This is a genomic window from Brachybacterium phenoliresistens (assembly GCF_000576425.1).
Classification (GTDB): Bacteria; Actinomycetota; Actinomycetes; order Actinomycetales; family Dermabacteraceae; genus Brachybacterium; species Brachybacterium phenoliresistens.
In genome coordinates this window covers 1-26,361 of record NZ_KK070002.1, presented here as the reverse complement: position 1 = coordinate 26,361, position 26,361 = coordinate 1, and the positions used below count along the sequence as shown (strand labels likewise).

At 72.7% G+C, this 26,361-nt stretch carries 18 protein-coding genes; 7 read left to right on the top strand and 11 right to left on the bottom strand.

Annotation, left to right across the window (positions count from 1 at the left end; all coding sequences use genetic code 11):
• Positions 1–36: 36 nt before the first annotated feature.
• From xylA to mmsB, 5 genes are all read left to right on the top strand, one after another.
• Positions 37–1,230, top strand: a complete 1,194-nt coding sequence (gene xylA / locus BF93_RS15350) for a xylose isomerase (RefSeq protein ID WP_038373859.1) — start codon at positions 37–39, stop codon at positions 1,228–1,230.
• Positions 1,231–1,478: 248 nt separating this feature from the next.
• Positions 1,479–2,882 (top strand): xylulokinase, encoded by a 1,404-nt coding sequence (gene xylB / locus BF93_RS15345; RefSeq protein ID WP_038373857.1) that lies wholly within the window; start codon positions 1,479–1,481, stop codon positions 2,880–2,882.
• Between the two features lie 329 nt (positions 2,883–3,211).
• A complete protein-coding gene (locus tag BF93_RS15335; RefSeq protein ID WP_038373854.1) occupies positions 3,212–4,336 on the top strand; it encodes a substrate-binding domain-containing protein in 1,125 nt (374 codons plus the stop codon).
• 107 nt (positions 4,337–4,443) lie between these two features.
• A complete protein-coding gene (locus BF93_RS15330; protein ID WP_038373923.1) occupies positions 4,444–5,961 on the top strand; it encodes a sugar ABC transporter ATP-binding protein in 1,518 nt (505 codons plus the stop codon).
• A complete protein-coding gene (gene mmsB, locus BF93_RS15325) occupies positions 5,958–7,220 on the top strand; it encodes a multiple monosaccharide ABC transporter permease (protein WP_038373852.1) in 1,263 nt (420 codons plus the stop codon). The genes BF93_RS15330 and mmsB overlap by 4 nt, the downstream gene beginning before the upstream one ends.
• A 67-nt stretch (positions 7,221–7,287) precedes the next feature.
• Here the strand turns inward: mmsB and BF93_RS15320 are convergent, their stop codons facing one another.
• The 8 genes from BF93_RS15320 to BF93_RS19865 form a co-directional block, all read right to left on the bottom strand.
• Positions 7,288–8,196, bottom strand: coding sequence for an ATP-grasp domain-containing protein (locus BF93_RS15320; RefSeq protein ID WP_038373851.1), 909 nt, complete (start codon positions 8,194–8,196; stop codon positions 7,288–7,290).
• A 211-nt stretch (positions 8,197–8,407) separates the two neighbouring features.
• The gene (locus BF93_RS15315; RefSeq protein ID WP_084148602.1) at positions 8,408–9,988 is read right to left on the bottom strand and encodes an alpha-N-arabinofuranosidase; all 1,581 of its coding nucleotides are present in this window, start codon (positions 9,986–9,988) and stop codon (positions 8,408–8,410) included.
• A 116-nt stretch (positions 9,989–10,104) separates the two neighbouring features.
• Entirely contained in the window at positions 10,105–11,130 is a 1,026-nt protein-coding gene (locus tag BF93_RS15310) for a LacI family DNA-binding transcriptional regulator (protein ID WP_038373850.1), read from the bottom strand.
• An 86-nt stretch (positions 11,131–11,216) separates the two neighbouring features.
• Positions 11,217–12,173 (bottom strand): carbohydrate ABC transporter permease, encoded by a 957-nt coding sequence (locus BF93_RS15305; RefSeq protein ID WP_084148601.1) that lies wholly within the window; start codon positions 12,171–12,173, stop codon positions 11,217–11,219.
• Positions 12,173–13,036 (bottom strand): ABC transporter permease, encoded by an 864-nt coding sequence (locus BF93_RS15300; RefSeq protein WP_232226462.1) that lies wholly within the window; start codon positions 13,034–13,036, stop codon positions 12,173–12,175. Before BF93_RS15300 ends, BF93_RS15305 begins: the two co-directional genes overlap by 1 nt.
• 254 nt (positions 13,037–13,290) lie before the next feature.
• Positions 13,291–14,940 (bottom strand): type 2 periplasmic-binding domain-containing protein, encoded by a 1,650-nt coding sequence (locus tag BF93_RS15295; RefSeq protein ID WP_038373848.1) that lies wholly within the window; start codon positions 14,938–14,940, stop codon positions 13,291–13,293.
• 70 nt (positions 14,941–15,010) lie between these two features.
• The gene (locus BF93_RS15290; protein ID WP_051487051.1) at positions 15,011–16,075 is read right to left on the bottom strand and encodes a hydroxyacid dehydrogenase; all 1,065 of its coding nucleotides are present in this window, start codon (positions 16,073–16,075) and stop codon (positions 15,011–15,013) included.
• Positions 16,072–19,533, bottom strand: coding sequence for a hypothetical protein (locus BF93_RS19865; protein WP_198025452.1), 3,462 nt, complete (start codon positions 19,531–19,533; stop codon positions 16,072–16,074). The genes BF93_RS15290 and BF93_RS19865 overlap by 4 nt, the downstream gene beginning before the upstream one ends.
• 172 nt (positions 19,534–19,705) lie before the next feature.
• Here BF93_RS19865 and BF93_RS15280 point away from each other — a divergent pair, with 172 nt between their 5' ends.
• Entirely contained in the window at positions 19,706–20,761 is a 1,056-nt protein-coding gene (locus tag BF93_RS15280) for a LacI family DNA-binding transcriptional regulator (RefSeq protein ID WP_038373846.1), read from the top strand.
• 262 nt (positions 20,762–21,023) lie between these two features.
• The gene (locus BF93_RS15275) at positions 21,024–22,508 is read left to right on the top strand and encodes a hypothetical protein (protein WP_232226461.1); all 1,485 of its coding nucleotides are present in this window, start codon (positions 21,024–21,026) and stop codon (positions 22,506–22,508) included.
• 49 nt (positions 22,509–22,557) lie between these two features.
• Here the strand turns inward: BF93_RS15275 and BF93_RS15270 are convergent, their stop codons facing one another.
• From BF93_RS15270 to BF93_RS15260, 3 genes are all read right to left on the bottom strand, one after another.
• A complete protein-coding gene (locus BF93_RS15270) occupies positions 22,558–23,493 on the bottom strand; it encodes an acetylxylan esterase (RefSeq protein WP_038373845.1) in 936 nt (311 codons plus the stop codon).
• Positions 23,490–24,872, bottom strand: coding sequence for a pectate lyase family protein (locus BF93_RS15265; protein ID WP_038373843.1), 1,383 nt, complete (start codon positions 24,870–24,872; stop codon positions 23,490–23,492). Before BF93_RS15265 ends, BF93_RS15270 begins: the two co-directional genes overlap by 4 nt.
• 83 nt (positions 24,873–24,955) lie before the next feature.
• Positions 24,956–26,361: pectate lyase family protein (locus BF93_RS15260; RefSeq protein WP_462934462.1), on the bottom strand; the 1,406-nt coding region annotated here is incomplete at its 5' end.

The window sequence follows — 26,361 nt, the reverse complement described above, 5'->3', positions numbered from 1 at the left end:
AACTTACTAAGGCGACCGTTCCGATGGAGGAGCACCATGACCGCACCCACCCCCACCCGCGATGACCAGTTCTCCTTCGGGCTGTGGACCACCGGCTGGGAGGCCCGCGACCAGTTCGGCCTGGCCACCCGCCCCGCGCTCGAGCTGGCCGCCCACATCCGCAAGCTCGCCGAGCTGGGCGCCTGGGGCTTCACCTTCCACGACAACGACGTGGTCCCCTTCGACGCCACCCCCGAGGAGCGCCAGCGGATCATCGACCAGCTCAAGGCCGTCACCGAGGAGACCGGCCTGGTCATCGAGATGGTCACCACCGATACCTTCGCCCACCCCGTCTTCAAGGACGGCGCGTTCACCTCGAACGACCGCTCCGTGCGCCGCTTCGGCCTGCGCAAGGTGCTCGCCAACGTCGACCTCGCCGCCGAGCTCGGCGCGAAGACCTTCGTCATGTGGGGCGGCCGCGAGGGCACCGAGTACGACGGCTCCAAGGACCACTTCGCCGCCCTCGAGCGCTACCGCGAGGGCATCGACTCCGTCGCCGGGTACATCAAGGACAAGGGCTACGACCTGCGCATCGGCCTCGAGCCCAAGCCGAACGAGCCCCGCGGCAACATCTTCCTGCCCACCGTCGGCCACGCCCTGGCCTTCATCGAGCAGCTCGAGCACGGCGACATCGTGGGCATCAACCCCGAGACCGGCCACGAGCAGATGGCCACCCTGAACTACACCCACGGCCTCGCCCAGGCGCTCTGGAGCGAGAAGCTCTTCCACATCGACCTCAACGGCCAGCACGGCCCGATGTACGACCAGGACCTCGTCTTCGGCCACGGCGACCTGATCAGCGCCTTCTTCACCGTGGACCTGCTCGAGAACGGCTTCCCGTCCAAGCCCGGCGCCTACGAGGGCGCCCGCCACTTCGACTACAAGCCCTCACGCACCGAGCACGAGACCGGCCAGTACGACTCCGCCGCCGCGAACATGGAGATGTACCTGATGCTCAAGGAGCGCGCCCTGGCCTTCCGCGCCGACTCCGAGGTGCAGGAGGCGCTGGCCTACTCCGGCATCGAGGAGCTCGCGCAGCCGACGCTCGCCGAGGGCGAGACCCTCGCGGACCTGCTCGCGGACCGCTCCTCCTTCGAGGAGTTCGACGCGGACAAGGCCGGCGAGCGCAACTACGGCTTCGTGCGCCTGCAGCAGCTGGCCATGCAGCACCTCCTGGGCTTCCGCGCCTGATCCCCCCGCGGCGCAGGACCACGGGACCAATACGGGGATACAGGCCGTATATGGGCCCATGTCCCCGTATTGGTCCCGTGGATCGGTTCTGGCGCCGGGGTCGGCCCCCTCGCCGGGGTCGGCCCCATCGCTCCCGCCGTTCACCCTTCCTGCCCGCATCCCCTCGTGGCCCCGCTCCGGGCATCCCGCCCGTGCCGACCCATCACGTCCCCGCGCTCGTCCGGCGCATCCTCTGAAAGGTTCCGTCCATGACGCTCGTGCTCGGCATCGACTCCTCGACCCAGTCGACCAAGGCCATCCTGGTCGACGCCGAATCCGGCCAGGTGCTCGAGGAGCGCCGCGCCTCCCACCCCGACGGCACCGAGGTCGATCCCCGGTCCTGGCTCTCCGCGGTCGACGAGGCCGCCGGCCCCCTGCTCGAGAAGGCCGATGCCCTGGCCGTGGGCGGGCAGCAGCACGGCATGGTGCTGCTGGACGAGTCGGGGGAGGTGGTGCGCCCTGCCCTGCTGTGGAACGACACCCGCTCCGCGCCGCAGGCGCAGACGCTGATCGAGGAGATGGGCGGCCCGGCGGCGTGCGTCGAGGAGATCGGCTCGCTGATGGTCGCCTCGTTCACCGCCTCGAAGCTGCGCTGGGTGCGCGACCACGAGCCGGAGAACGCGGCGCGCGCGGCCCGGGTCCTGCTGCCCCACGACTACGTCTCCGCGCACCTGGCGGGGCTGGACCTCTCGGCGAGCAGCGAGGAGCCCTTCACCGACCGCGGCGACGCGACCGGCACCGGCTACTACTCGGTGCGCACCGAGGCGTGGGCGCCCGAGCTCGCCGAGCGCGCCCTGGGCCACGGCATCGTGCTGCCGCGCCTGCCGCGGACGCCGCAGGAGGTCATGGCCCGCACGGCGGGCGGGGCGGCCCTCGCCGCCGGCACCGGGGACAACGCCGGCGCGGCCCTGGGCCTCAGCCTGGGCCCCGGGGACGTGTCCGTCTCCATCGGCACCTCGGGCGTGTGCGCGATGGTCTCCGAGGCCAAGCCCGGCGACGAGACCGGGACGGTCACCGGCTTCGCCGATGCGACCGGCCGCTTCCTGCCGATGACCACGACGATCAACGCCGCCCGGATCCTCGAGTTCGGCCGCTCCCTGCTGGACGTGGACTGGGACGAGTTCTCGCGCCTGGCCCTGTCGAGCACCCCCGGCGCCGGCGGCGCGACGCTGCTGCCGTACTTCGACGGGGAGCGCACCCCGAACCGTCCCGCCGCCCGCGCCACGTTCACGGGACTGTCGACCGCGACGAGCCGGGCCGATGTCGCCCGCGCCTGCGTCGAGGGGCTGCTGTGCTCGCTGGCCGACGGCATCGGCGCCCTCGAGGAGCGCACCGGCACCGCCGCACGGCGCATCACGCTCATCGGCGGCGCGGCCCGGAACCCCGCGGTGCGGGCCCTGGCCCCGGCGATCTTCGGCCGTGAGGTCACCATCGCGCCCGAGGGCGAGTACGTCGCCCTCGGCGCGGCGCGCCAGGCCGCCTGGGCGCTCGCGGGCACCGAGCAGCCTCCGAGCTGGGAGATCACCGGGTCCGAGGTCGTCTCCGCGGAGGCCACCCCGCAGGTGCTGGAGGCCTACCGCGAGCTCAAGGACCGCACCGAGAGCTGGAGCTGACCGCGCCCCGCGCCCTGCTGCGCGCCCTGCTCCACGCGTCGCTCCGCACCCTGCTCCGCCCCGGTGCTACCGAGGAGTAGGGTGCGGAGAGCGGTTCCCGTGGTCGGCGCTCGCCGGCCGCGCCCATCGGCCGCCCCCCCCCATCCCCGCCCCCTCCCCATCCCCGCCCCCACCCATCCCCGCCTCCGCTCCATCCCGCCTCTGCTCGATCCCCCCCCCGACCCGATCCTCCCTCCCGGACCCGCCATCTCGGCCCGTCCTCGACCGCCGGACCGTGCTCCGGCCGCCCGTCCCTCTCCACGGATCCCCTTCGACGACGAGGAGAACACATGTCCGTCCCACGCCCCACACGGCGCCGACTGCTCGGAGGGGCGGGTGGTCTCGCGGCCCTCGCCCTGGCCGGCTGCGTCGCCGAGCGACCCACCACCGAGCGGCAGATCGACCCCGAGAACGCCTACGTCGGCATCTCCATGCCCACCAAGTCCCTCGAGCGCTGGAACCGCGACGGCGCCAACCTCGAGAAGGAGCTGCAGGCCCTCGGGTACCGCACCACGCTCCAGTACGCCGACAACCGCACGGACCAGCAGATCAGCCAGATCCAGAACATGGTCACCGGCGACGTCGACATCGTCGTCATCGCCTCGATCGACGGCACGGTGCTGGGCCCGGTCATCGAGCAGGCCGCCGCCAAGGGCATCACCGTCATCGCCTACGACCGCCTCATCGAGGGCTCGGAGGCGGTGGACTACTACGTCACCTTCGACAACTTCCGCGTCGGCCAGATGCAGGGCGAGGCGATCGTCGAGGCGCTCGGCATGGAGTCCGAGCCCGGGCCCTTCCACCTCGAGCTGTTCGCCGGCTCGCCGGACGACCCCAACGCCGCCCAGTTCTTCGGCGGCACCTGGGACGTGCTGGAGCCCTACTTCGCCGACGGCCGGGCGATCTCCCCCTCGGGGAAGGTGCCCGCGAGCGCGGAGGAGTGGACCAGCATCGGCATCCTCGGCTGGGACAGCGCCAAGGCCCAGTCGGAGATGCAGACACGCCTGAACTCCTTCTACGCCGACGGCACGCCGCTGCACGCGGTGCTCGCCCCGGCCGACTCCCTGGCGCTGGGCATCGAGCAGGCCATCGCGGCGCGCGGCTACGTGCCCGGCCAGAACTGGCCCTTCGTCACGGGCCAGGACGCCGACAAGGCCAACGTGCTGAACATGCTGGCCGACAAGCAGGGCATGACCGTCTTCAAGGACATGCGCGAGCAGGGCAAGCGCGCCGCGATCATGTGCCAGTCGATCATCGCCGGCGAGGAGCCGGAGATCACGCCCGATGCCGGGTACAACAACGGCGTCAAGGACGTGCCCACCTTCCTTCTGGAGCCGCAGTCCATCACCAAGGAGGACATCCCCTCCGTGCTCGTGGACTCCGGCTTCTACACGGCCGATGAGCTGGGGCTGTGATGGACGCCCGCACCCCTGAGCCCGCCGGTTCCGCCGGTGATCCTGCGGCCGATGGATCCGTCGGCTCGGCCCCGGCCGACGCCTCCGCCGCCCCCGTCGTCCTCGAGATGCGCGGGATCGGCAAGACCTTCGGCCCCGTCGTCGCCCTCAAGCGCGTGGACCTCGAGGCCCGGCGCGGCGAGGTCCACGCGATCTGCGGCGAGAACGGGGCCGGCAAGTCGACCCTCATGAAGGTGCTCTCCGGCGTGTACCCCCACGGCTCGTACACCGGGGACATCGTCTTCGACGGGCAGATCTGCGAGTTCCGCTCCATCCGGGACTCCGAGGCCGCCGGCATCGTGATCATCCACCAGGAGCTGGCGCTCTGCGCGAACCTGTCGATCCTGGAGAACATCTACCTGGGCCGGCAGCACACCGACAAGGGCATGATCCGCTGGGAGAGCATGCGCGGCGAGGCCCGCCGCCTGCTGGCGAAGGTGGGCCTGGACGAGAACCCCGACACCCTCGTCGGGCAGCTCGGCGTGGGCAAGCAGCAGCTCGTGGAGATCGCCAAGGCCCTCTCCAAGCGGGTGCGCCTGCTGATCCTGGACGAGCCGACGGCCGCCCTGAACGACGACGACTCCGAGCAGCTCCTCGAGCTCATCCGCCAGCTCCGCGCCGAAGGCGTGACCTGCGTGATCATCTCCCACAAGCTCGGGGAGATCGAGGAGATCGCCGATACGACGACCATCATCCGCGACGGGGAGACCGTCGAGAGCTTCTCGATGCGCGACCCCGATGCGGGCGAGGACCGGATCATCCGCGGCATGGTCGGGCGCAGCCTCGACTCCCGCTTTCCCGACCGGACGCCGCAGATCGGCGAGGAGCTGCTGCGGATCGAGGACTGGACCACCGAGCACGCCACCATCCCGGACCGCCTCGCCGTCGACCACGCGCACCTCAGCGTGCGCGCCGGGGAGATCGTGGGCATCGCCGGGCTGATGGGAGCCGGGCGCACCGAGTTCGTCATGAGCGTGTTCGGCCGACAGTACGGCACCTACCGCGGCGGGAAGGTCTTCAAGAACGGCCGGGAGATCGACGTCTCCACCGTCCGCAGGGCCATCGCCGCCGGGCTCGCGTACGTCAGCGAGGACCGCAAGGAGGCCGGGCTGAACCTCATCCAGTCCATCCGCGAGAACATCTCCGCGGCGGCGCTGGGCAAGCTCACCCGCCGCGGCATGATCGACGAGCACCGCGAGGTCCTGGTCGCCCAGAAGTACCAGAGGGACATCCGCATCAAGACCGCCGGCGTCGAGACCGTCGTCGGCAACCTCTCCGGCGGCAACCAGCAGAAGGTCGCGCTGGCGAAGTGGATGTACACCGACCCCGACGTGCTGATCCTCGACGAGCCCACCCGCGGCATCGACGTCGGGGCCAAGTTCGAGATCTACCAGCTGATCCACGAGCTGGCCGCGACCGGCCGCGGCGTCATCGTCATCTCCTCGGAGATGCCGGAGCTGATCGGCCTGTGCGACCGGATCTACGCCATCAACCAGGGACGCGTCACCGGCGAGATCGACCGCGAGGACGTCACCCAGGAGGCGCTCATGCGCCTCATGACCCAGGAGGAAGGGGTGCGCGCATGAGCACCGAGACGACCACCGCGTCCGCAGACCGGACGCCGGGCACCGGCGCCCCCGCCGGGCCGAAGGGCGCCGCCGGGACGAGGCGGACCCGGCACATCGACCTGCGCCAGTCCGGGCTGATGCTGGCCCTGGTGGGCATCATCATCCTGTTCCAGATCCTCACCGGCGGGCGGCTGCTCGCCCCCGACAACGTGGCCTCGCTGATCCAGCAGAACGCGTACGTCATGATCCTCGCGATCGGCATGATGCTGGTGATCATCGCCGGGCACATCGACCTGTCCGTCGGCTCGACGGTGGCGATGATCGGCGGCGTCGTCGGCATCGCCATGGTCGGCTGGGGCCTGCCCTGGCCGGTCGCGATCCTCCTGGCCCTCATCGTGGGGCTGGTCGTCGGCGCCTGGCAGGGATTCTGGGTCGCCTACGTCGGGATCCCCGCCTTCATCGTCACCCTGGCCGGGATGCTCATCTTCCGCGGCATCGCGCAGATCCTCGTCGGCGAGACGATCTCCGGCTACGACCAGGCGTTCAACGCGATCTCCAACGGCTCCGTGCCCAACGTCCTGGGCTTCACGAACACCCCGCCGATCGGCTACCTCGACGGCGTGACCCTGCTGGTGGGCGCCCTCGGGGCGGCCGGCCTGGTGTGGTCGGGCCTGCGCCGCCGGGCCGTCATGCGCGGCCACGACCTCGCGGTCGAGCCGATCGGCGCCTTCTGGGTCAAGACCGGAGCGATGATCCTCGCGATCGGCGTGTTCACCTACCTGCTGGCCAAGTCCACCGGCGGGCTGCCCATCGTCCTGGTGATCGTCGGCGTGCTCGTCATGATCTTCACCGTGATCCTGCGCAGCACCCGCTTCGGCCGCAACATCTACGCGATCGGCGGCAACTACCGCGCCGCCGAGCTCTCGGGCGTGAACGCCAAGCAGGTCACCTTCGGGATCTTCCTGCTCGCCGGGCTGCTGGCGGCGGTCGCCGGCATCGTCGTCACCGCCCGGGCCGGGTCCTCCGTCGCGAGCGCCGGCCAGAGCTACGAGCTGGACGCCATCGCCGCCTGCTTCATCGGCGGCGCGGCGGTCTCCGGCGGCGTCGGCCGGATCTCCGGGGCGATGATCGGCGCGCTCATCATGGGCGTGCTGAACATCGGCCTGTCGATCCTCTCGGTCGACCCGTCCTGGCAGATGGCGATCAAGGGCCTCGTGCTCCTGGCCGCCGTCGCCTTCGACCTGGTCAGCAAGAAGCGCTCCGCCGCCGGCGGCTGATCCGGCGCGTCCCGGTCCGTCGCGACGCCGCCGTCCCCCGGGGACGGCGGCGTCGTGCGCTCCGGTCTCAGGGCCGGGCCGGGTCCTCGGCGCGGCCGAGGATCGCCTCGGCGACGGTCGCCGTGACCTGCGGGGCCACGTGCAGGTTCAGCGCGGGCTCGAACAGCTCCGCCTCCAGCAGCACCAGCCCATAGCGGGCGGAGCGCACGGTGTCGATCCGGGCGTACAGCGGCATCGCCGCGCCGGTCACAGCGACCACGGCCGCGAGCACCTGCTCGGCGACGGCGATCTCCTCGGCCGATGCCTCCACCGGCTCCGGCCGCTCCTGGTAGACGCCGCCGATCATCCCGCCGCCGCGCGCGAGCAGCGCCCCCTTGGCGATCGCGTGGGTGAAGCGGCCGTCGACCAGGTACAGCGCCTTCTCCGCCCCGGCGGAGAGCTCCGGCACCTCCGGCTGGATCATCGCCGTGTCGCCGGCCTCGACGATGGCGCGCGCGAGCTGCGCCGCCGCGGGATCATCGGCCGCGAACAGGCCGGTGCGCTGGGAGCCGGCGCTCACCGACGGCTTCACGACGACGTGCTCGGCGTCCGCCGAGGACAGGGCTGCCGCGATCCCGGACGCCTCCCGCAGGTAGGTGGTGGGCACGACGGCGACGCCGGCCTCGGCGAGCTGCTCGAGGTAGATCTTGTCCATGTTCCACCGGATCAGGGCGGGCTCGTTGAGCAGCGGCACGCCCGCCGCCTCGATGCGGTCCAGCCAGGCGCGGAAGTCCGCCGGGCGCAGCACGTAGTCCCAGGGGCTGCGCAGGACGAGCAGGTCGTAGCTCTCCCACGCCACCGCCGGGTCGTGCCAGACGAGGGCCTCCGCCTCGGCGCCGCGCTCGCGCAGCGCCGGCAGCAGCGCCGCGGTGTCGTGGTCGGGGTCCTCGCGGGAGTAGAAGCCGGGGTGGGTCACGATGATGCCGATGCGGGTCACCCCGGCAGGGTAGTGCAGGTGCGCGGCGCTGCCGGTGCACGACGGGGCGGGGCAGGGGGGCGTCGGCGGTGTGCACGATCGGCCCTGAGGCAGCCGTTCGTGCTCGGCCCCGCCGGCGAGCGGCACGGCGACTGCGCATGTGCAGTCGTCGTGCCGCGTCGGAAGCCTCCGTGCGGAGGGTGCCGCCCGTCGGCCCCCGACCGGAGGGCCCTCAGCCCAGGGTCAGCTCCACCGTCGCGTAGGAGGCGGCGGGCAGGTCGATCTCGAGGCCGTGCTCGTGAGGGCGGATCGCGGTGAGCTCGCGCGGGGCGACGGCCTCGGGGACCTCGGGCGTGTTGTGCGCCGCGGTCGACTCGGCCGCGAGGACCCGTCCGGTGTGGGCGGTGACCTCGGCGCCGCGCAGGTCCAGCACCACGGTGCGGGGCTCGGAGGCGTCGAGGTTGGACAGGGACACCAGGGCGCGGCCGTCCTTGGTCGAGGCGCTCGCCGAGAGCAGCGGCAGCTCGCGGCCGTCGACGGTGCGCGGCTCCTCGGGCAGGCTCACGTGCACGGGCAGCGCGGCCGCGTCGTGGTGGCCGGTGTTCATGGCGAACACGTGGTAGGTCGGGGTGAGGACCAGGGCGCCGGAGTCGGGATCGGTGAGGATCATCGCCTGCAGCACGTTGACGGTCTGGGCGATGTTCGCCATGAGCAGCCGGTCCGCGTGGCGGTGGAAGGCGTCGAAGTGCACCGAGGCGACCAGCGCGTCCCGCAGGGTGTTCTGCTGGTACAGGAAGCCGGGGTTGGTGCCGGGCTCCACGTTCCACCAGGTGCCCCACTCGTCCAGCACGAGGCCGACGGTGCGGTACGGGTCGTAGCGGTCCATGACGGTGCTGTGGCGGGTGAGCAGCTCGTCCAGGTGCGCGGCGCGGGACAGGGCGAGGTACCACTCGTCCTCGGTGAACTCGGTGGCGGAGCCCTTGTCCTCCCAGGGGCCGGTCATCGTGTAGTAGTGCAGCGAGATCGCCTGGAACGGGCCGGGGCGGCGCTCGGGGCTCTTCTCGAGGCTGTCGCCGAAGACGCGCATGAGCTCCTCGGTCCAGCCCAGGTCGCCGTCGTGGGAGCCGGCGGCGATGCGGGTGACCGTGTTGCCGGCGTGGTCGCGCACGAAGGTCGAGTACTGACGGGCCAGGGCCGCGTACTCGTCGGCGCGCATGTTCCCGCCGCAGCCCCACGTCTCGTTGCCGATCCCGAAGAACGGCACCTTCCACGGCTCGTCCCGCCCGTTGGCACGACGCAGCGCCGCCATCGGCGAGTCGTCATCACGGGTGAGGTACTCGATCCACTCCGACATCTCCTGCACCGTCCCGGAGCCGACGTTGCCGTTGACATACGCCTCGGTGCCCAGCAGCTCCACCAGGTCCATGAACTCGTGCGTGCCGAAGGAGTTGTCCTCGACCACATCGCCCCAGTGGGAGTTCACCATCCGCGGCCGCTGCTCGCGCGGGCCGATGCCGTCCTTCCAGTGGTACTCATCGGCGAAGCAGCCCCCCGGCCAGCGCAGGTTCGGGATGTCCAGCGCCCGCAGCGCCGCCACGACATCATCCCGGATCCCCCGGGTGTTGGGGATCTCGGAGTCCTCGCCCACGAAGAACCCGCCGTAGATGCACCGGCCCAGGTGCTCGGCGAAATGCCCGTAGACGTGACGGTTGATGATGTCGCCGCCCTGGTCGAGGTCGACGGTCACGCGGGCGGGGCCGGTGGTGGTGCCGGTGCGGGCCGTGGAGAGGGAGCGGCGGCGGCTGGTGGTCATGGGTACTCCTCGATGAGCAGGGGGACGGAAGGCGTCGACCAGAATGATGTATCGATACACGGGCGGGGTCAAGGGGGTCCGGCCGATGGATCGGGGCGAGATGCGGCGACGGCGCGTCAGCGCCCGGTGGACTCCCGGGGCAGGACGGTGTGCGGAGCGGTCAGCTCCAGGCCGCCGAGCTGCGCCGGGGCGTCGGAGCCCATCCGCTCGAGCAGCAGGTCGACCGCGCGCCGGGCGATCCATGCGTGATCGGGGCGGATCGTCGAGAGCGAGGGGATCGAGAACTCGCCCTCGGGGATGCCGTCGAAGCCCATCGCGAGCGCGTCCTCGGGCACGCGCAGGCCCTCATCGGCGAGCCCGCGCATCACGCCCAGCGCCACCGAGTCGGTGATGCCCAGGTACGCGTCGGGGCGCCGGCCCTGCGCGAGGGCGGCCCGCACCGCCTCCCGCCCGGCCTGCGGGCCGAGCTCCTGCACCTCGATCAGCACCGGCGCGCCGGCCTCCGGCCCCCAGGCCGCGAGCGCCTCCCGGTAGCCGTCGGCGCGGCGGGTCAGGACGTTCTCCTCCGGGCCGGGACGGCCGCTGACCAGGGCGATCCTCCGAGCCCCGCGCTCGAGCAGGTGGGTGGTGGCGTCGAAGGCCCCGGCATGGTTGGGCAGCGAGATGTGGGCGGTCCCGTGCGGTGCGGGGCGCTCGCCCAGCACCACCACGGGGAAGTCCTGCGGGAGGAGGGGGCCGTCCTCCGGGCCCATCGCGAGCGGCGTGACGATCATGCCGTCGTAGCTCATGGCGCGGGCGCGTTCGATCGCCCCGATCTCCGCCTCGCGGCCCGGCTCCGGCGACTCCATGGCGAGGGTCAGGCCGTGGCGGCGCGCCTCCTGGGCGATGAGGCCGCCCAGCATGCCGTAGTAGGAGAACGGCGAGGTGCTGCCCGGGGCGAGCAGACCGATCACCCCGCTGCGCCCGGACCGCAGCGTCCGCGCGGTGGCGTTGAACCGGTAGCCGGTCTCCGCGACGGCGGCCTCGACCCGGGAGCGCAGCTCGGGGGAGACGCTCTGCTTGCCCTTGAGGACGTTGGAGACGGTCATCGGCGAGACCCCCGCCCGGCGGGCGACGGTCGCCATGGTGACCCTCTGCGGCATCTGCCCGTTCCTCCCGGCCGTCGCGGTGCTGGTCCAGCGAAGGGTACCGGAGCGCGGCCGGGGGAGGGGGCGGGCAGGGGCCGGGCTCAGCCCTTGATCGCACCGGTCAGCACTCCGGAGCGGAAGTACTTCTGGATGAAGGGGTAGGCCACGAGGATCGGCACGGTCGCCACCACGATGATCGCCATGTTCAGGCTCAGCGCCGGCGGCGGGGCCTCGGCCGCTGCCACGGCGCCCGGCAGCGGAACGCCGGCCAGCACGTACTGCTGCAGCACGACCTGGATCGGCCACTTCGAGGCGTCGTTGAGGTAGAGCATGGCGTTGAAGTACATGTTCCAGCAGCCGACGGCGTAGAACAGGCTCATCACCGCCAGCACCGGTTTGGACAGCGGCAGCGCGATGGTCAGGAAGATCCGCCACTCGCCGGCGCCGTCGATCCGCGCCGAGTCCAGCAGATCCCGCGGCAGCCCCATGAAGAAGTTCCGCACCACGACCATGTTGAACGCGGAGATCAGCCCCGGCAGCACCAGCGACCAGCTCGAGTCCAGCAGCCCCAGGGACCGGATCAGCAGGTAGTGCGGGATCATCCCGGCGTTGAACAGCATCGTCCCCAGCGCCAGCAGCAGCACGAGCCGGGCTCCGGGCACGTCGCGGGTGCGGGTGAGGCCCCAGGCCATGGTGGTGGTGAAGACCATCGACAGGGAGGTGCCCACCACCGTCAGCCACAGCGAGTTGCCCAGGCCCTGCAGCACCGCGTCGCCGCGGAAGATCGCCCGGTAGGCGTCCAGGGAGAAGGCGGTCGGCAGGATCGTGCCCGAGTGCGCCTGCGAGGGCGCGGCGAAGCTCATCATCACGATGTACACCAGCGGGTACACCATGGTCAGGGAGATCCCGACGATGATGACGGCCTTCAGCGCCGCCACCAGCGGCGGGGTCTCGTGCTCCCAGGGGGCGCGGCCGGTGCCGCGCGAGCGGCCGCGGGACGGCGCGGGACGGTGCGGCCGGGCCCGGCCGGCGGGGGAGGACAGGGTCGGTGCGGCCATCAGAACACTCCTTGGCTTCCGAGCTTCTTGGCGATGCGGTTGGCGGCCAGCACCATCACGGTGGCGACGATGCCCTTGACGATCCCGGCGGCGGCGGCGATGCCCCACTGGCCTCCCGCGACGCCCCGGAAGTACACGAAGGTGTCCAGGACCTGCGCGGCATCGGCCCCGACGGCGGGCTGCTGCAGCAGCATCTGCTCGAAGCCGACGGTGAGGAAGCCGCCGAGGTTGAGGATCAGCAGCAGGGTGATCACCGGGGTGATGCCGGGAAGGGTGATGCTCCAGGTGCGGCGCCAGCCGCCGGCGCCGTCCACCGCGGCCGCCTCGTAGAGCTCGCGGGGGATCCCGGCGATGGCGGCGAAGAAGATGATCGTGCCCCAGCCGACGTCCTTCCACATGGACTGGAGGACCACGAGGATCTTGAAGGTCTCCGCCTCGCCCATGGCGTTGAAGCCCTCCACGCCCACCAGGGACAGCAGCGAGGTCGCCAGGGAGTCCCCGCCGACCACCTGCGTCCAGATGGCGATGACGATCACCCAGGACAGGAAGTGCGGGAGGTACACGATGGTCTGCACGAACCGCCGCACGGTCTCGGACAGGAGGCTGTTCAGCAGCAGCGCCAGCAGGATCGGCGCGGGGAAGGCGAAGATCAGCTGGAGGGTGGCGATGACGATCGTGTTGACGAAGGCGCGGCGCACCTCCGGGTCGGTCGCCAGGGCGGTGAAGTTGTCCAGGCCCACCCATGCGCTGCCGGCGATCCCGCGGAACGGGGAGAAGTCCTGGAAGGCGACGACGTTCCCGAGCATCGGGAGGTACGCGAACACCAGGAAGAACAGCAGGCCGGGCACGATGAAGGCGTACATCGCCCGCTCGCGCCGCATGCGCTCGCGCAGCGGCCGTCGCCGCGGGGCGGCCGTCCCCGAGCCCGGGCGCGGGGCCGATGCGGCCCCCTCCGGCCTCGCGCCGGCCGCGCCGCCGACGGCCGCGCCCCCGTCGGCCGGCCCGCCGGCGACCGCGCCACTGGCGGCCGGACCGCCGTGAGCCTGACCGCCGACAGCCGCACCGGAGCCGGCCTGACCGCGGGGCCCGGTCCGCCCCGCGGCATGGACGTCGGTGCTCACAGCCCTTCCGCCTTCAGCACCGCCTCGTACTCGCTGCGCACCTGCTCCCCGCCCGCGCCGAGGTAGCTCTGGACGAAGGCGTCCAGGTCGTCGACGCTCTCGCGCCCGGTGATCACGCCGTTCTCGAAGTCCTCCAGGGACTGCTTGAGCTGGGCGCCCTTGGTCACGAACGTCGCCGAGGCCGACTCGTAGCCCTCGAGCAGGCGGGGCTGCGAGTTCGCGGCGTTGGACTCCATGACGGCGGAGAACCGCTCGGCGAGGCCCGCGGCGCTCGGATGGCCGCGGTAAGGGTTGGAGCCCGAGTCGACGGCCACGTACTGCACCCCGAGCTCGGCGGCGTGCTCCTCGATGCCCAGCACCTGGCCGCCCTCGCCGAGCTCCCAGTGCCGGCCCTCGATGCCGTGGCGCACGAACTGGAACTCCTCGCTGCCCCAGGGGGCGGAGAGGTAGTCCATGACGTCGAGGATCGCGGTCAGGCGCTCCTCGTCCTGGGCCGCGGCGGCGGAGATCGACGTGGAGCGGCCGTAGGGCACGTTGCGGATGAACAGCGGGGCGGTGCCGTCGAATCCGGGCAGCGGCAGGTAGTCCAGCTGCGCCCCGGGATGGTCCCGGGCGGTGTCGGCGAACAGGGGGCCGGCGAAGGCGTTGGAGACGGCCTCCCAGGCCACGGCCGAGCGCCAGGTGGTGCTGTCCGCGGCGGGGGTGAGGGCATTGGGGTCGAACACGCCGTCCTTCCAGGCCGCGGCGAGCCACGTGAGCATCTCGCGGTAGTTCGCGGTCTGGCTCATGTGCACCAGGTCCCCGGATGCGTCGCGCTGCCACTCCGCGCCGACGCGGAACAGCGAGGTGAACATCGGCCGGTCGATCTTGGTGAAGCCGTAGACCTGCTGCCCCTCGTGGGTCGTGCCCTTCGCCTCGATCAGGGCCTTCATCAGCTGGTCGGCATCCTGCGGCTCCGGGCCGATGCTGGTGCTCTCCAGGACGTCCCGGCGCATCACCGCGAGGTTGGTGATGGGCCAGACGATCGAGGGCAGCTGGAAGATCCGGCCGTCCTTGAGGGAGGAGCGCCACACGTCCTGCGAGCGGGCGGCGAGGTTCGGCCAGCGGGAGATGCCGTCCCCGCCGAGGGTCTCGGACAGGTCCGCGAAGGCGCCCTCCCGGATCGCCTGCAGGTGCACGGCGCTCTGGTCGTTGACGAACACCAGGTCCGGGATGTCCCCGGAGGCGAGCATGGTCGAGAACTTGGCGTCGTAGGTGGCGGCGGGCACGAACTGGGGGTCGTAGGTGACGCCCAGGCGCTGCTCCAGCTCCTGCCAGTAGGGGTTCTTCTCGCGGTCCACCGGCGGCGTGCCCCAGATGAACTGGAAGACGGAGATGGTCAGGCTGCCGTCGCCGGGGGCGCGATCCACGCTCGGGGCGAAGGACTCGGACATGCCCGGGTTCTCGGCGAGATGGAACGCCTCGACCTCGGGCGGGGCGGCCTCGAGGGTGGTGGGCAGCTGCGCCGGGGCGGAGCCGCTGCCGTCGCTGCCGACGGGAGCGGCGGCCCCGCCCTCGCCGGAGATCGCCGAGCAGCCGGTCGCGCCGAGGGCGAGGGCCCCCGCGCCGAAGGCTCCGGTCAGGAAGCTGCGTCTCGTGGTTGCCATGGTGGTGCACTCCTTCGTGTCGTCCTGCATGGTGGGGTGCCGGGCCGAGGGGATCGGCCGGCGGCTGTGGTCAGGGCCGAGGGGCCGGTGCGGGGGCCGCCTCCGTCGCCGGGGTCGATGACGGCGCCGATGCCTGTTCCGGGGCCGATGCCGGCGCCGGGGCTGATGCCGGGGCCGATGCCGCGGGCGCCAGATGCTCCTCGACGGCATCGAGGGCGGCATCGGCCAGGCGGTGCAGCTCGCGGCCCATCGACCCCGCGATGTGCGGGGTGAGATGGACGTTGGCGAGCGAGTACAGGGGATGGCCGGGCGGGAGGACGTCCGGCTCGCTGACGTCGAGGATCGCGTCGATGCGGCCGGTGGCGAGCTCCTCGAGCAGCGCCTCCTGGTCCACGAGCTGGCCCCGGGCCGTGTTGACGAGGGTCGCGCCGTCGGGCATCGCCCGCAGCTGGGCGCGGCCGACCATGCCCGCGGTCGCCGCCGTCGCCGCGGCGTGCAGGGACACGACGTGGCAGCTCGCGAAGATCTCCTCCAGGCCGGCGCGGCGCACGCCCAGGATGGCGGCCTCGTCCTCCGCCAGCATCGGATCGTGCACGAGGATCTCCAGGTCGTGGCGCGCGAGCAGGCCGATCACGTGGCGTCCCACCGCGCCGGCGCCGATGATCCCCACCCGCGCCTCGTGGTTGCCGGAGTCCGGGAAGTGCAGCTCCCGGTCGAGATACCTCTGCTCGCGGCGATAGAGGCGGGAGGAGCGGAAGGCCTGCTTGTTCGCCAGCACGATCATGCTCGCGGCGTACTCCGCGGTGGGGATCGCGTTGCGGCGGTTCTGGCCGATCGTCCGGATCCCGCGCGCCCGCAGCAGCGGCGCGTCCGGGTGGGCCCCGCCCATGTGGGAGACGATCTCGAGCGCGGGCATCCGGGCGAGCACGGCCTCGTCGATCCGCGGCGGGTTCCAGCCCGTCAGCAGCACGCGCACCGGGGCGAGGACCTCCGGGGCGATCGCCGCGAAGTCGGTGACCACCCCGGGCGGGCCGATGCGCAGCAGACGGTGCAGGCGCTCCGACTGGGAGGGCCCGAAGAGGGCATCGGCCAGATGCGGCGGGCTCAGGGTCAGCAGGCCCCCGGGGCGGGTCATCGCTGCACCTGCCCGTAGATCTCGAGCTCGGCGAGGTTCCCGTTCCAGCCGGTGTCGTTGATCAGGCGCAGGTGGGGCCAGGCCTGCGCGGAGAGGATCTCCTCGCCCCGCAGCGAGGACCAGGTCCCGGCGCGGGCGCCGGCCACCGGGTCCGTGAGGTCCTGCCAGGTCTGCCCGTCGGCGGATCCCTGCAGGCGCGTCCCGTCCAGACGCTGCGGATGGGACGCGCGCGGCAGCATCCAGATCTCCTCGGGGACGCATCGCGCCCCGGCCTCCAGGTCGATGCGGAAGAACGCCCCGGCCCCCTGGGTGAGATCCGCGAAGGTCTCGGGATCGCGGTCGTGCACGAGCGCGGCGACGGCGGTCTCGTCCAGCCCGCCGCCGGGCCACTGCGGCGCCGAGGCGACGATCGAGGCGTCCTCGCCGAGGCGCAGCTGCCGCTCGGCCGCCCCGCCCACCTGGAGGGAGGATCCGTCGGTCGTGCTCCGGAGCGTGGGCGTGGCGGTCCCGTCCTCCCGGGTGCCGGTGACCTCGAGGGAGACCCGCCCGCCGCCGGCATCGCCGATGACCGCGGTGGCCACGGCGCCGAGCCCGTCGGCATCGAGCTCGACCTCGGCCTCGGCGCCGTGGAGGCGGACGTCCAGCGCGGCGAGCGGCACCCTCGAGCGGACCTCGCAGCGCACGACATCGCCCGCCCGGACCTTCCCGGCGAGGGCATCCTCGCTGCTCAGGGCGATGGTCTCGAAGACATTGCCGGTCTCCACGCGCTCGCCGTGGATGCGCAGCTCCGCGATCTCCATGAGGTTGCGGACGATCCCGTACAGGACATCGGGCTGCGGGTCGGTGAGATGGATGCGCAGCGCGGTGAACGCGGTGCCGCGCAGGGCGGGGTCGACCTCCAGGCGCTGCAGGTCCTGGGTGAGCTCGGCCGCCCCGGGGGTCAGCCGCGTCCAGGTGGCGCCGTCCGGGGAGCCCAGGACGATCGACGTCGCCAGGCGGTCCGCGAAGATGTTGGACTGCAGCGAGAACGCCTCGGCCCGCACCGCGAAGTCCGGCCCGAACTCGATCGTGTGGGTGAGGTCCTGCGCCATCCCGTACCAGGCGAAGGTGCCGGGGTCGCCGTCGGTCATCGCCGTGGGCGGCATCCCCAGCGTCGAGGCGGTGACCAGGCCCGCGTAGTCCAGGGATCCGTCCTCGAGGCGCGGGGAGAGCAGCTCCAGCGCGGCGGTGGCCGCCACCACGTCGGCGAGCAGGACTGCGAAGTCCGCATCGTCCGCCGAGCCGAGAGCCTCCTCGGCGGCGTCGACCCGGGCCTGCCAGGCCGCGAGGCTCCAGGAGACGTAGTCGGCCTGCGGGTCGTGGCCGGTGGCGGCGAGCTCCAGCGCGGCCCGCCGGTTCGCGCCCACGCCGATCTCCAGCGTTCCGGCGACCGCGGACGTGCCGTCCTCGGCCTGCACGATGACGGAGGTGAGACCGCCGCTGTCGGGCCGGGGGCGGTCCCCGCTGATCACCCCGGTCGCCGGGTCGATCCGCGCCCAGGACGGCAGGAAGGCGGCGGCATGCACCAGCTGCCCGCCCGAGCCCTGGATGCCCGGGTCGATGCGCAGCGGCACCCCGGCCACGCCGATCACGCGGCGCGGCGCATCGGCCGGGATCACCGGCGGCGTCAGCGTCGTGGCCGCATCGGTGCGCAGGGGGCCGATGTCGACCTGCACGCGGCCGGTCGCCGTCACCTCGAGCTCCTGATGGTCCGCGAACCCGCCGGACAGGGCGACCATGCGCCACTGCCCGTCGGTGTCGGGCAGGGGCACCGCCCGGTCGCCGGGGAGGACGCGCAGCAGGGCGGTCCCGTCCGTGCGCACCCGCAGCGCCACGAGGTCCTGCGGGCTGGAGGCGCTGAGCACGGCGACCCGCGACGGCTCCCGCCCGGCGTGGATGCTCAGGTGCGGCGCCTCGGCGCTCGGGCGGGCGATGTCGACGTCCCCGGCCAGGACCGTGCAGCGGTCGGCCAGATGGATCTCGGCGGCGCCCGGCGTGGGCCGGGGGAGCAGGGACGCGCCATCGGCCGCGGCGGCGGCGGGGATGTGCAGCCAGAAGTCGCCGCCCCCGTCGACGTTCTCCCAGGCGCTCGTGAGGCCGCCCCGGTAATGGAATCGATCCTCGAAACGCATCCGGAACGCCGCGTCCAGATGCGGCGCCTTCGTGGAGAGCTCCTCGCCGCGCTCATATCGGTAATAGGTCACGAGATCCCAGAAATTCGCGGTGAGGAACCGTCCGCGATAGCTGGGGGAGATGCGCCGGTACGTGTCCCGGATCGTTCCGTCGGGGCTGATCGCATAGGCCACGGGCGTCCATTCCGGATCATGGCCGAGCATGAAGGACCAGAAGTAGTCCGCCGCCGCCAGGATCCGGTCGTCGCCGAACTCGTAGGGCCCCACCGCATCGGCCGCCTCCGAGACGGTCCCGGCCACCGGGTCCACGCGGGTGCCCTGCGCCATCATCATCCGCGCGAGCTCCCAGGCGTTGTTGAGGTCCCCGCAGCCGTGGGCCTGGTCGCGGCCCATCTCGACGTGCTGGACCCGGCCCTGCGCCAGCGGTTCCCCGGTGAGGTCGTCGCGATCCACCCAGCGGAACAGCCGCGCGACCGCCCCGTTGAAGCCCTGGTCCTTCGCCGTCGCGTTGACGGTGGCCCACTCGACGCTGCGCTCGTACAGCCCGCGGTCGTCCAGCAGGATCGCGCCCGCCATGGCGCCCAGCAGCGGGTACGTGTGCTGGTTCATGAAGTGGTCGTTGCTGCTCTGGAACGTCTCGATGACCGGCCGGACCAGGTTCTCCCCGAACTCCTCGTGCAGCGGCGCGGTCCATTCGGCGGTGCCGTCGGCCGCGCTGGTGCAGCGCAGCAGCTCCGCGGCGGTGGCCATGCGCTGCATCGGCACCCCGGTGTGGATGTGCGCATCGGGGAAGGTCCCGAAGGCGGAGGGGTCCATCTGCGCCCACAGGCCGATGATCTCCATCGCGTTCGCGCGGTGCCGGGGCTCCCCGGTGATCACGAACATGACCGCCTGGGTGTAGGCGATCAGCGCATCCTCGATGAACAGCGAGTTGGTGCCGCGGCTGGCGAAGACGGTGGTGCGCGGTCGGCCCGGATCGGCCCCGTCCCGGTTGCGCGGCGCCGTGGTGAGCCCGGCGCGGGAGGACTGCGCCAGCTGGGAGGCGTAGCTGTGCCAGGGCTCGGCGCCCGCGGCGACCTGGGTGCGCAGGTTCCGCAGCGCGTCCGCGGTGAGCGAGATCCCGGGATGGGCGAACCCGGCGTCGCTCGTGAACTCGTGGAAGATCACGTCGGAATCGGTGATCGTGATCTCCGCGCGGGCGGGAATCCGGGTTCCGGCGATCCCCAGCCCGGCCAGGGCTGTGGCGGCGAGGAAAGCTCTGCGGCGGGGCCGCGACATTGCGGACATCGGGTGCTCCTGGTGGCGGGTCGACCGGAAATCGGTAGGACGATGGCACCACCGGGAAAGGGCCCGGTCAATCGGAGAGAGCGAAGCAGAAAGTTTTCCATCGGCTATGCTCGGCCCCGGGCCGGGACGATCCGGCCGCGAGGGTGCAGGCCAGGGGCACGAGGAGGGCGCGATGACGCAACCTGACGGCCGGCGTCGCGGCGTGACGCTCTCGGAGGTGGCGCGCCGGGCCCACGTCTCCGTCGCGGTGGTCTCGAAGGTCGTCAACGCCCGTCCCGGCGTCTCCCCGGCGACCCGTGCGCACGTCCAGGAGGTCCTGCACGAGCTCTCCTACACCGCCCAGCGCAATGTGGCGGCCCGGTCGCGTCTGGTCGACGTCGTCGTCCCCGACCTGCACTCCAGCTGGATGAACCAGCTGATGACGGGCATGCACGCCGCGGCCCGCGCCGCGGACGTGGCGCTCGTGGTGACCATCGAGTCCGCGCAGGCGTGGATGAGCGCCGCCGCCGCGCGCGGCACCGCCGGGGTGATCCGCGTGCTGGACACCTTCGACCAGGAGGAGCTCGCCTGGCTGCGCGCCCACGACGTCGCCTTCGCCGAGGTGGCCTCCCGCCGCACGGATGCCGCCGGGGTCGCGCACATCGAGGCCACCGACGAGCTCTCCGGTCAGCAGGCCACGGAAGAGCTGATCGCGCAGGGGCACTCCCGGATCCTCTACGCGGGCGGGCGCGGCACCCCCGCCGACCTGCTGCGACGCGCCGGCTACGAGCGCGCCATGCGGGAGGCGGGACTGGCCGACCGGATCCGCGCCACCAGCGGCTGGTCGCTCTACGGCGCCACCGAGCAGACCCGCAGCGCCCTGGACGCCCACCGTCCCACCGCGATCGTGGCCTGGGCGGATCAGATCGCGCTGGCGATCATGCACGAGGCCCATCGGCTGGGCCGGGTGCTGCCCCGGGATCTCAGTGTGGTCGGGTTCGACGACCTCCCCGAGTCGGAGGGCGCCTACCCGCGCCTGACCACGGTGCATGTGCCGGTCCAGGAGATGGGCGCGGCCGCCGTGCGGGCCGTCACCGAGCCGGGCGGGGCCGCCGCGATGCCGCGCCGCCTGGCCACGCACCTGGTGCGCCGCGAGAGCGTGGCTCCGCCGCCGCCCTCGCCGCCCTCGCCCTCTCCGCCGTCACCCCCACCGCCGCCGCTCTTGCCGCCGTCGCCGCCTCGGAGCTGACGCGGCCGCCGACGCCGGCGGCCCGCAGTGTCGGCGGGCCCGGGCCGTGTGCACGATCGGCTGCCTGAGGTCCGCGGACCAGGCAATCGCCTGGCTCGAGGCTCTGAGACGGCCGTCCGTGCACGCCTCGACCAGATCGCGGCCCGAGCGACGGTCCGACACGAGGCCGACCCGAGGCCGACCCGAGTACTTGCGGCGCGTTTCCGGCAGTTTTCCGGCCCGGAGGCTGGGAACCGCTTTCCATTCCTGGCAGACTTGCCCCATGACCACATCGCAAGGACGCGACAGCTCCGCTTCCCCCGACGCCCCGACCGCCGCTCCGACCCCCGCCGCGACCGCGGTGCCCGCCGCCGCCGACGGCGCGCAGATCTTCTCCGTCACCGACAACGGCGCCTGGTGCTGGTTCCAGGACGAGCGCGCCGTCGTCGATCCCGCCGCGAACCGGGCCCTGATCGGCACGGTCGCCTCGCGGGCCGGCGCCGACGGTGACTCCCGGGGCGGCGACGTCGACCTGCACGTGGTCGATCTCGCCTCCGGCGCCGCGCAGACGGTGACCCTGCACGCGGGCCTCGAGTCCGACGACCACGACGACCCGGCGCTGTGGCGCCGCAGCGACGGCCGCTGGCTCGCGGTCTACTCGCGGCACAAGTCCGACGAGCTCACCCGCTGGCGCATCAGCGAGGTCGACGACCCCACCACCTGGGGCGAGGAGCACAGCTTCGACTGGGTCGGGGACCTGTTCGGCTCGCAGGAGGAGGCCCGCGCCGCCGGCGGCGGCCGCGGCGTGACCTACCAGAACATCCACCAGCTCGACGGCGTCCTGTACTGCTTCGTGCGCGCGATCAACGACGACCCCTGCTACCTCGTCTCCCACGACGAGGGCAGCAGCTGGGAGTTCGGCGGCCGCCTGCTGCACCGCGAGAAGATCGGCTACGTCAACGGCTACGCGCGCTATGCATCGGGCGCCCGCTTCGGCGGCTTCGGCCACGGCACCGACGACCGCATCGACGTCATCATCACCGAGCACCACCCGCGGGACTTCCCGAACTCCATCTGGCACGGCTATCTCGCGGGCGGTGCCCTGCATCGGGCCGATGGCACCGTCGTGTCGCCGCTGGGCCGGGGGCTGGAGGACGAGACCCCGCGGGCGGAGGACCTCACGCAGGTCTTCGCCAACGGCTCCACCTGGGGCGGCAGCGTCATGACCCATGCCTGGACCACCGACGTGCGCCGCGGCGAGGACGGCACTCTGGTCGCGATCCTCACCGCTCGCGCGGACGACGCGCTGGGCGTGGACACGGCCCGTCCGGCGTGGAACACGCCGAAGGAGGAGTACGCGCCGATCGACCACCGCTTCTTCCGCGGCGTGCTGCGGCCGGGCGCGGGGGAGTGGGAGGTGCGCGAGCTCGCCGGAGCCGGGCCGCAGCTCATGCCCCACGAGGAGGACTACACGGGGCTCGCCTCGATCGACCCGGACGACCTCGACGCCCTGTGGCTGTCGAGCATCGTGGACCCGCGCGACGGGACCGCCCTGGACCGGCACGAGATCTTCCACGGCCGCACCGCCGACGGCGGCGAGACCTGGGAGTGGACCGCGATCACCGAGGACTCCGAGGTCGAGAACTTCCGGCCCATCGCCCTGCCCGGGGACCCGTCGCGGCAGATCGTCACCTGGTACCGCGGGGCGATGCAGTCCTCGCAGGAGTACCAGGGCGAGGTCATGCTCCGCGTCGCACCCCGGCGCTGACGACCAGCCGCCCGCTCTGCGCGCAGAACGGGCGGCGGCCCCGGCGGCCTCAGGCCCGGCCGAGCGCCGCGGCCAGGAGGTCCACCGACTCCTCGCCGGCGAAGCGGTGCCCGTGCTCGGTGACCACCAGCGGCGGCGCCGGGACCCCGAGGGCCTCCCACGCCGGCGCCAGCCCCGCGTGCGCCGACCGGGTCGCGTCGATGGGGAAGATCCGATCCGCCTGCCCGGCCTCGAGCACCAGCGGCCGCGGGGCGATGAGCCGGGCGATGTCGGCCATGTCCAGGCGCAGGGCCGGGTCCTCGGAGGCGAACAGCCCGGGCACGATGTTGCACGGGCAGTGCGGCATCGCCAGGATGCTCGCCTCGAAGGTGCAGAAGAACGTCGCGACCAGCGAGGCGGCCACCGTCTCGTCCAGCGCCGCGAGCAGCAGGGCGACGGCGCCGCCGCCGGAGCCGCCGGCGACCGCGACCCGCTGCGCGTCCACCCCGGGCAGGGCCCGCAGGGCATCGGCCGCGGCGGCGGCATCCAGCACCCGGCGGCCCAGCAGCGTCGTCCCCGCCAGGAGATGGCGCGGGGCGTCGATGCGGCAGGAGTTGTCGGCCGGGCCGTAGGGCTCGGCGCCCGGGGCCGGTGCGGAGCGGCGCCGGCCGAAGCTCTGCATCTCCGGGCAGAGCACGGTGAACCCGGCCGCGGCGACGCGATGCGCGAGCGCGCCGTGGTACTCATCGGCCGGACCGGTGCGCACCAGGTCGTCGATGCCGCGGCCGTGCCCGGCCACGAGCACCACGGCGGCGCCCAGGTCGCGCTCCGGATCGGGACGCAGCAGGTGGGCGGGGATGACCGAGCCGTCCGCCGCGAGGATCTCGGTGGTGCTCACGACCCCGGGCGCGGCATCGGCCCCGCCGGCGAGCCGGGCGGGGACGGTCGCGGCCAGGCGGTCGATCCCCAGCAGCTCCCGCAGCCGCGCCCGGGCCGTGCCGCTCATGCCCGGCAGTCCGGGCCGATGCCGCCGGGCGCGGGCCCGAAGCGGGGCCCGGACCAGTCCTCGACGACGGCCTCGACCCGCTGCACCGGGTCCACGCAGGCGCGCAGGGTCGGGGTCCAGCTCGTGTCCTCCATCAGCTGCTCCTGTTCGGGGACGGTGGCGTTGTAGGCGGCGCGCAGATCCGCGGCGCGCCCGTCGACCAGGTTGCCACGGGTGGTGACCTGCGTGCCCTTGAGGACGGCGATGACATCCCCGGCCTCGGCGACGCCGCCCAGGTCGAAGCTGTTGGCCTCCGCCCACAGGTGGGAGTCGAAGCCCACCCCGAGGAAGTAGCCGAAGCCCACGCTCTGGTCCTCGCGCACCGCATAGCTGTTGTTGTACACGTCCACCTGCCCGAAGCGCACGCGCGGCGCGCGCTGGCCCACCCCGTCGTACAGGTTGTGGTGGAAGGTGACGCGCAGCTTCCCGGGATCGCCGCGGTCGGTCCGGTCGGTCGAGCCGACCAGGGTCAGCTTGTCGTGGTCCTCGAAGCGGTTCCAGCTGACGGTGACCAGGTCGGAGCCGTTGGTGATGTCCAGGGCGCCGTCGTGGCGCTGGTAGGTGCTGCCGAAGTGCTCGGGCAGCTGGTCGTCGGTCATCGGCGCATCGGTGAAGGTGCAGTGGTCCACCCACACGTGGGTGGAGCCGTTCACGATCCGCACGCTGTCGTACTCGCTGTTCCAGGCGCCGGTCGCGCCGTCGGTCGGATCCCAGGCGGGGAAGCAGTCGTAGGTGTCCGACAGCTCGAGGTTGCGCAGGATGACGTTGTCGACGCCGCTGATCGAGAGGCTCGCCCCGCGCAGGCCCGCGCCCTCCTCGGCGCCGATGATCGTCGTGTTCGAGGGCACGTCGATCTGGATCAGCGCGCGCTGCTTCTGCGCGGCCGCCGCGCGGGCGTCCTCCTGCGGGCCCTCCGGCTCGCGCTCGGTGCCCCAGGTCTCGGGGTCGTAGGCCTCGAGGTAGGCGTCCAGGTCGAAGCCGGTGCCCTCGGCGATCTCCTCGCAGCTCAGCGGGGTGCCGGCGTCGTCGGCGTTGACCTCGATCGTGCCGTGGACGCGGATGATCTTGGGGGCGTCCCCGGCCTCGACGAGGGCCGCCTCGAGCTCGGCGCGGGTGGAGACGTCGTAGACGTGCTCCGCGCTCGCCTCCGAGCCGCCGGTGGTGCCGCCCTCGGCGCTCGCCCAGCCGTCGCCGTCCGGCAGCGCCTGCCGCTCGGTGATCGCGGCGGGCCGCGGGTCGCGCGCCGGATCCGGATCGGCCTGGGCGGCGACGGGTGCGAGCAGCAGCAGGGCGGCCGAGGCCGCGGCGATCTGCGCGAGACGGCGGGGCGTACGGGACATGGCGGGGTCCTTCCGGGCAGGGGCGGCGGGATCGGTCGGCGGCCCTGCGGGAGGGCCGATGTGCGGGGCAGGGGGCCGGGCGCTCATGCGCGGGGGTCCGAGATCTCGTGCGGGCCGCCGATCAGGACGACGTCCTGCAGGGTCAGCGAGTCGTCGACCGAGCGCAGCGGGAACGCGGGCCGGTCCCCGTGCGCGGCCTCGTCGTACGCGTTCTCGAGGGTGAGCGCGGCCAGGGTGACCGCACCGGCGAGCACCGTGACGGTGGCCCAGTCCGTGGCCGGCTTGTCGTAGGTGAGGGTGACATCGGCCGGGTCCCCGCTGGCGCCGCGGATCACCAGGGAGTCGCAGCCCGGCCACACCGTGAGCACCTCCCGGTAGACGCCGGGGTGGACGACGATCTCCACCGGGTGGGGGCTGCGCCAGGCCGCGCCGATCGCGGCGTGCACGGAGAGCATGTCCCCGCTGCCGTCCTGGGCGACGTGCAGGGTGCGCGGCACCAGCTCGCGCCGGGTGCGCGGGCCGGCGTGGGCGGTCAGCAGGTCCCGCACCGCATCCACGGGGTCCAGGGCGTAGTCGTAGTGATCGGCCGGGTCGACGTCGATGCCGTTGTCCTCCCATTTTCCCCAGCAGCCCTCGCGCAGATTGCCGTTCTGGGCGACGCGGGACTCGGGGCTGGACAGGCCGATGGGGTTGCGCACGGATTCGAAGACGCTGTGCTCGATGAGCAGCTGGGTCGCCCCGCGCGAGGCCATCCCGTAGGAGCTCGCCCCCGCCAGCCACACGTTGTAGGCGTGGCCGATGCGCACCTGGTCGATGCTCCCGTTGCGCTGGTGCACGTTCGAGAAGCGGACGTGGTGGATGGTCAGGGTGGTCACGAGGTTGTCGGTCCAGCCCACGCCGAGGGTCTTGTTGTGGTCGCGCAGCACGGACCACGACAGGGTGACCTCGCGCGAGTCCTTGCGGATGTCGACCTGCCCGTCGCCGAGGCGCGCGAACTCGCAGTGGTCGATCCACACGTGGTCCGAGGTGTCCACGCGGATGCCGTCGTTGTCGTTGTCGTCGAACTTCCCGTCCCAGTCCCCGGCGACGTACGAGTCGCGGAACGTGAGGTTGCGGATGATGACGTTCGAGACGTGCAGCAGGCGGATCCCGCCGCCGACGATCTCCGCCCCGGCGCCGACGCCGAGGATGCTCGTGTGCGCGGAGACGTCCGTCATGGTGCCGGGGGCGAACACGATCGTGCCCTCCACCAGGACGACGGCGGGACCCTCGGCGGCGACGGCCGCGGCGAACTCCTCCGCGGTGCGGACGGTGAGCACCGGCCCGCCCAGCCCGCCGGTGGTGCCCTCGGGCAGCGCGGGGGAGGGCACGGAGGCGAAGCCCGTCGCCACGGGCGACCACACGGGGCCGTCGGCGGTGGCGGCGTCGCGGTCCACGCGCATGCGGCGCAGCAGGTCCTGCGCCGTCGCGCGGGGGCCGCCGGCCGGGT

Excerpts from the sequence above, each read along its gene's own strand:
- xylB (WP_038373857.1), top strand. The coding sequence starts at position 1,479 with ATGACGCTCGTGCTCGGCATCGACTCCTCGACCCAGTCGACCAAGGCC.
- mmsB (WP_038373852.1), top strand. The coding sequence starts at position 5,958 with ATGAGCACCGAGACGACCACCGCGTCCGCAGACCGGACGCCGGGCACC.
- BF93_RS15300 (WP_232226462.1), bottom strand. The coding sequence starts at position 13,036 with ATGTACGCCTTCATCGTGCCCGGCCTGCTGTTCTTCCTGGTGTTCGCG.
- BF93_RS15280 (WP_038373846.1), top strand. The coding sequence starts at position 19,706 with ATGACGCAACCTGACGGCCGGCGTCGCGGCGTGACGCTCTCGGAGGTG.
- BF93_RS15295 (WP_038373848.1), bottom strand. The coding sequence starts at position 14,940 with ATGGCAACCACGAGACGCAGCTTCCTGACCGGAGCCTTCGGCGCGGGG.
- BF93_RS15265 (WP_038373843.1), bottom strand. The coding sequence starts at position 24,872 with ATGTCCCGTACGCCCCGCCGTCTCGCGCAGATCGCCGCGGCCTCGGCC.
- BF93_RS15315 (WP_084148602.1), bottom strand. The coding sequence starts at position 9,988 with ATGACCACCAGCCGCCGCCGCTCCCTCTCCACGGCCCGCACCGGCACC.
- BF93_RS15270 (WP_038373845.1), bottom strand. The coding sequence starts at position 23,493 with ATGAGCGGCACGGCCCGGGCGCGGCTGCGGGAGCTGCTGGGGATCGAC.
- BF93_RS15305 (WP_084148601.1), bottom strand. The coding sequence starts at position 12,173 with ATGGCCGCACCGACCCTGTCCTCCCCCGCCGGCCGGGCCCGGCCGCAC.
- BF93_RS15330 (WP_038373923.1), top strand. The coding sequence starts at position 4,444 with ATGCGCGGGATCGGCAAGACCTTCGGCCCCGTCGTCGCCCTCAAGCGC.
- BF93_RS15290 (WP_051487051.1), bottom strand. The coding sequence starts at position 16,075 with ATGACCCGCCCCGGGGGCCTGCTGACCCTGAGCCCGCCGCATCTGGCC.
- xylA (WP_038373859.1), top strand. The coding sequence starts at position 37 with ATGACCGCACCCACCCCCACCCGCGATGACCAGTTCTCCTTCGGGCTG.
- BF93_RS15275 (WP_232226461.1), top strand. The coding sequence starts at position 21,024 with ATGACCACATCGCAAGGACGCGACAGCTCCGCTTCCCCCGACGCCCCG.
- BF93_RS19865 (WP_198025452.1), bottom strand. The coding sequence starts at position 19,533 with ATGTCCGCAATGTCGCGGCCCCGCCGCAGAGCTTTCCTCGCCGCCACA.
- BF93_RS15310 (WP_038373850.1), bottom strand. The coding sequence starts at position 11,130 with ATGCCGCAGAGGGTCACCATGGCGACCGTCGCCCGCCGGGCGGGGGTC.
- BF93_RS15335 (WP_038373854.1), top strand. The coding sequence starts at position 3,212 with ATGTCCGTCCCACGCCCCACACGGCGCCGACTGCTCGGAGGGGCGGGT.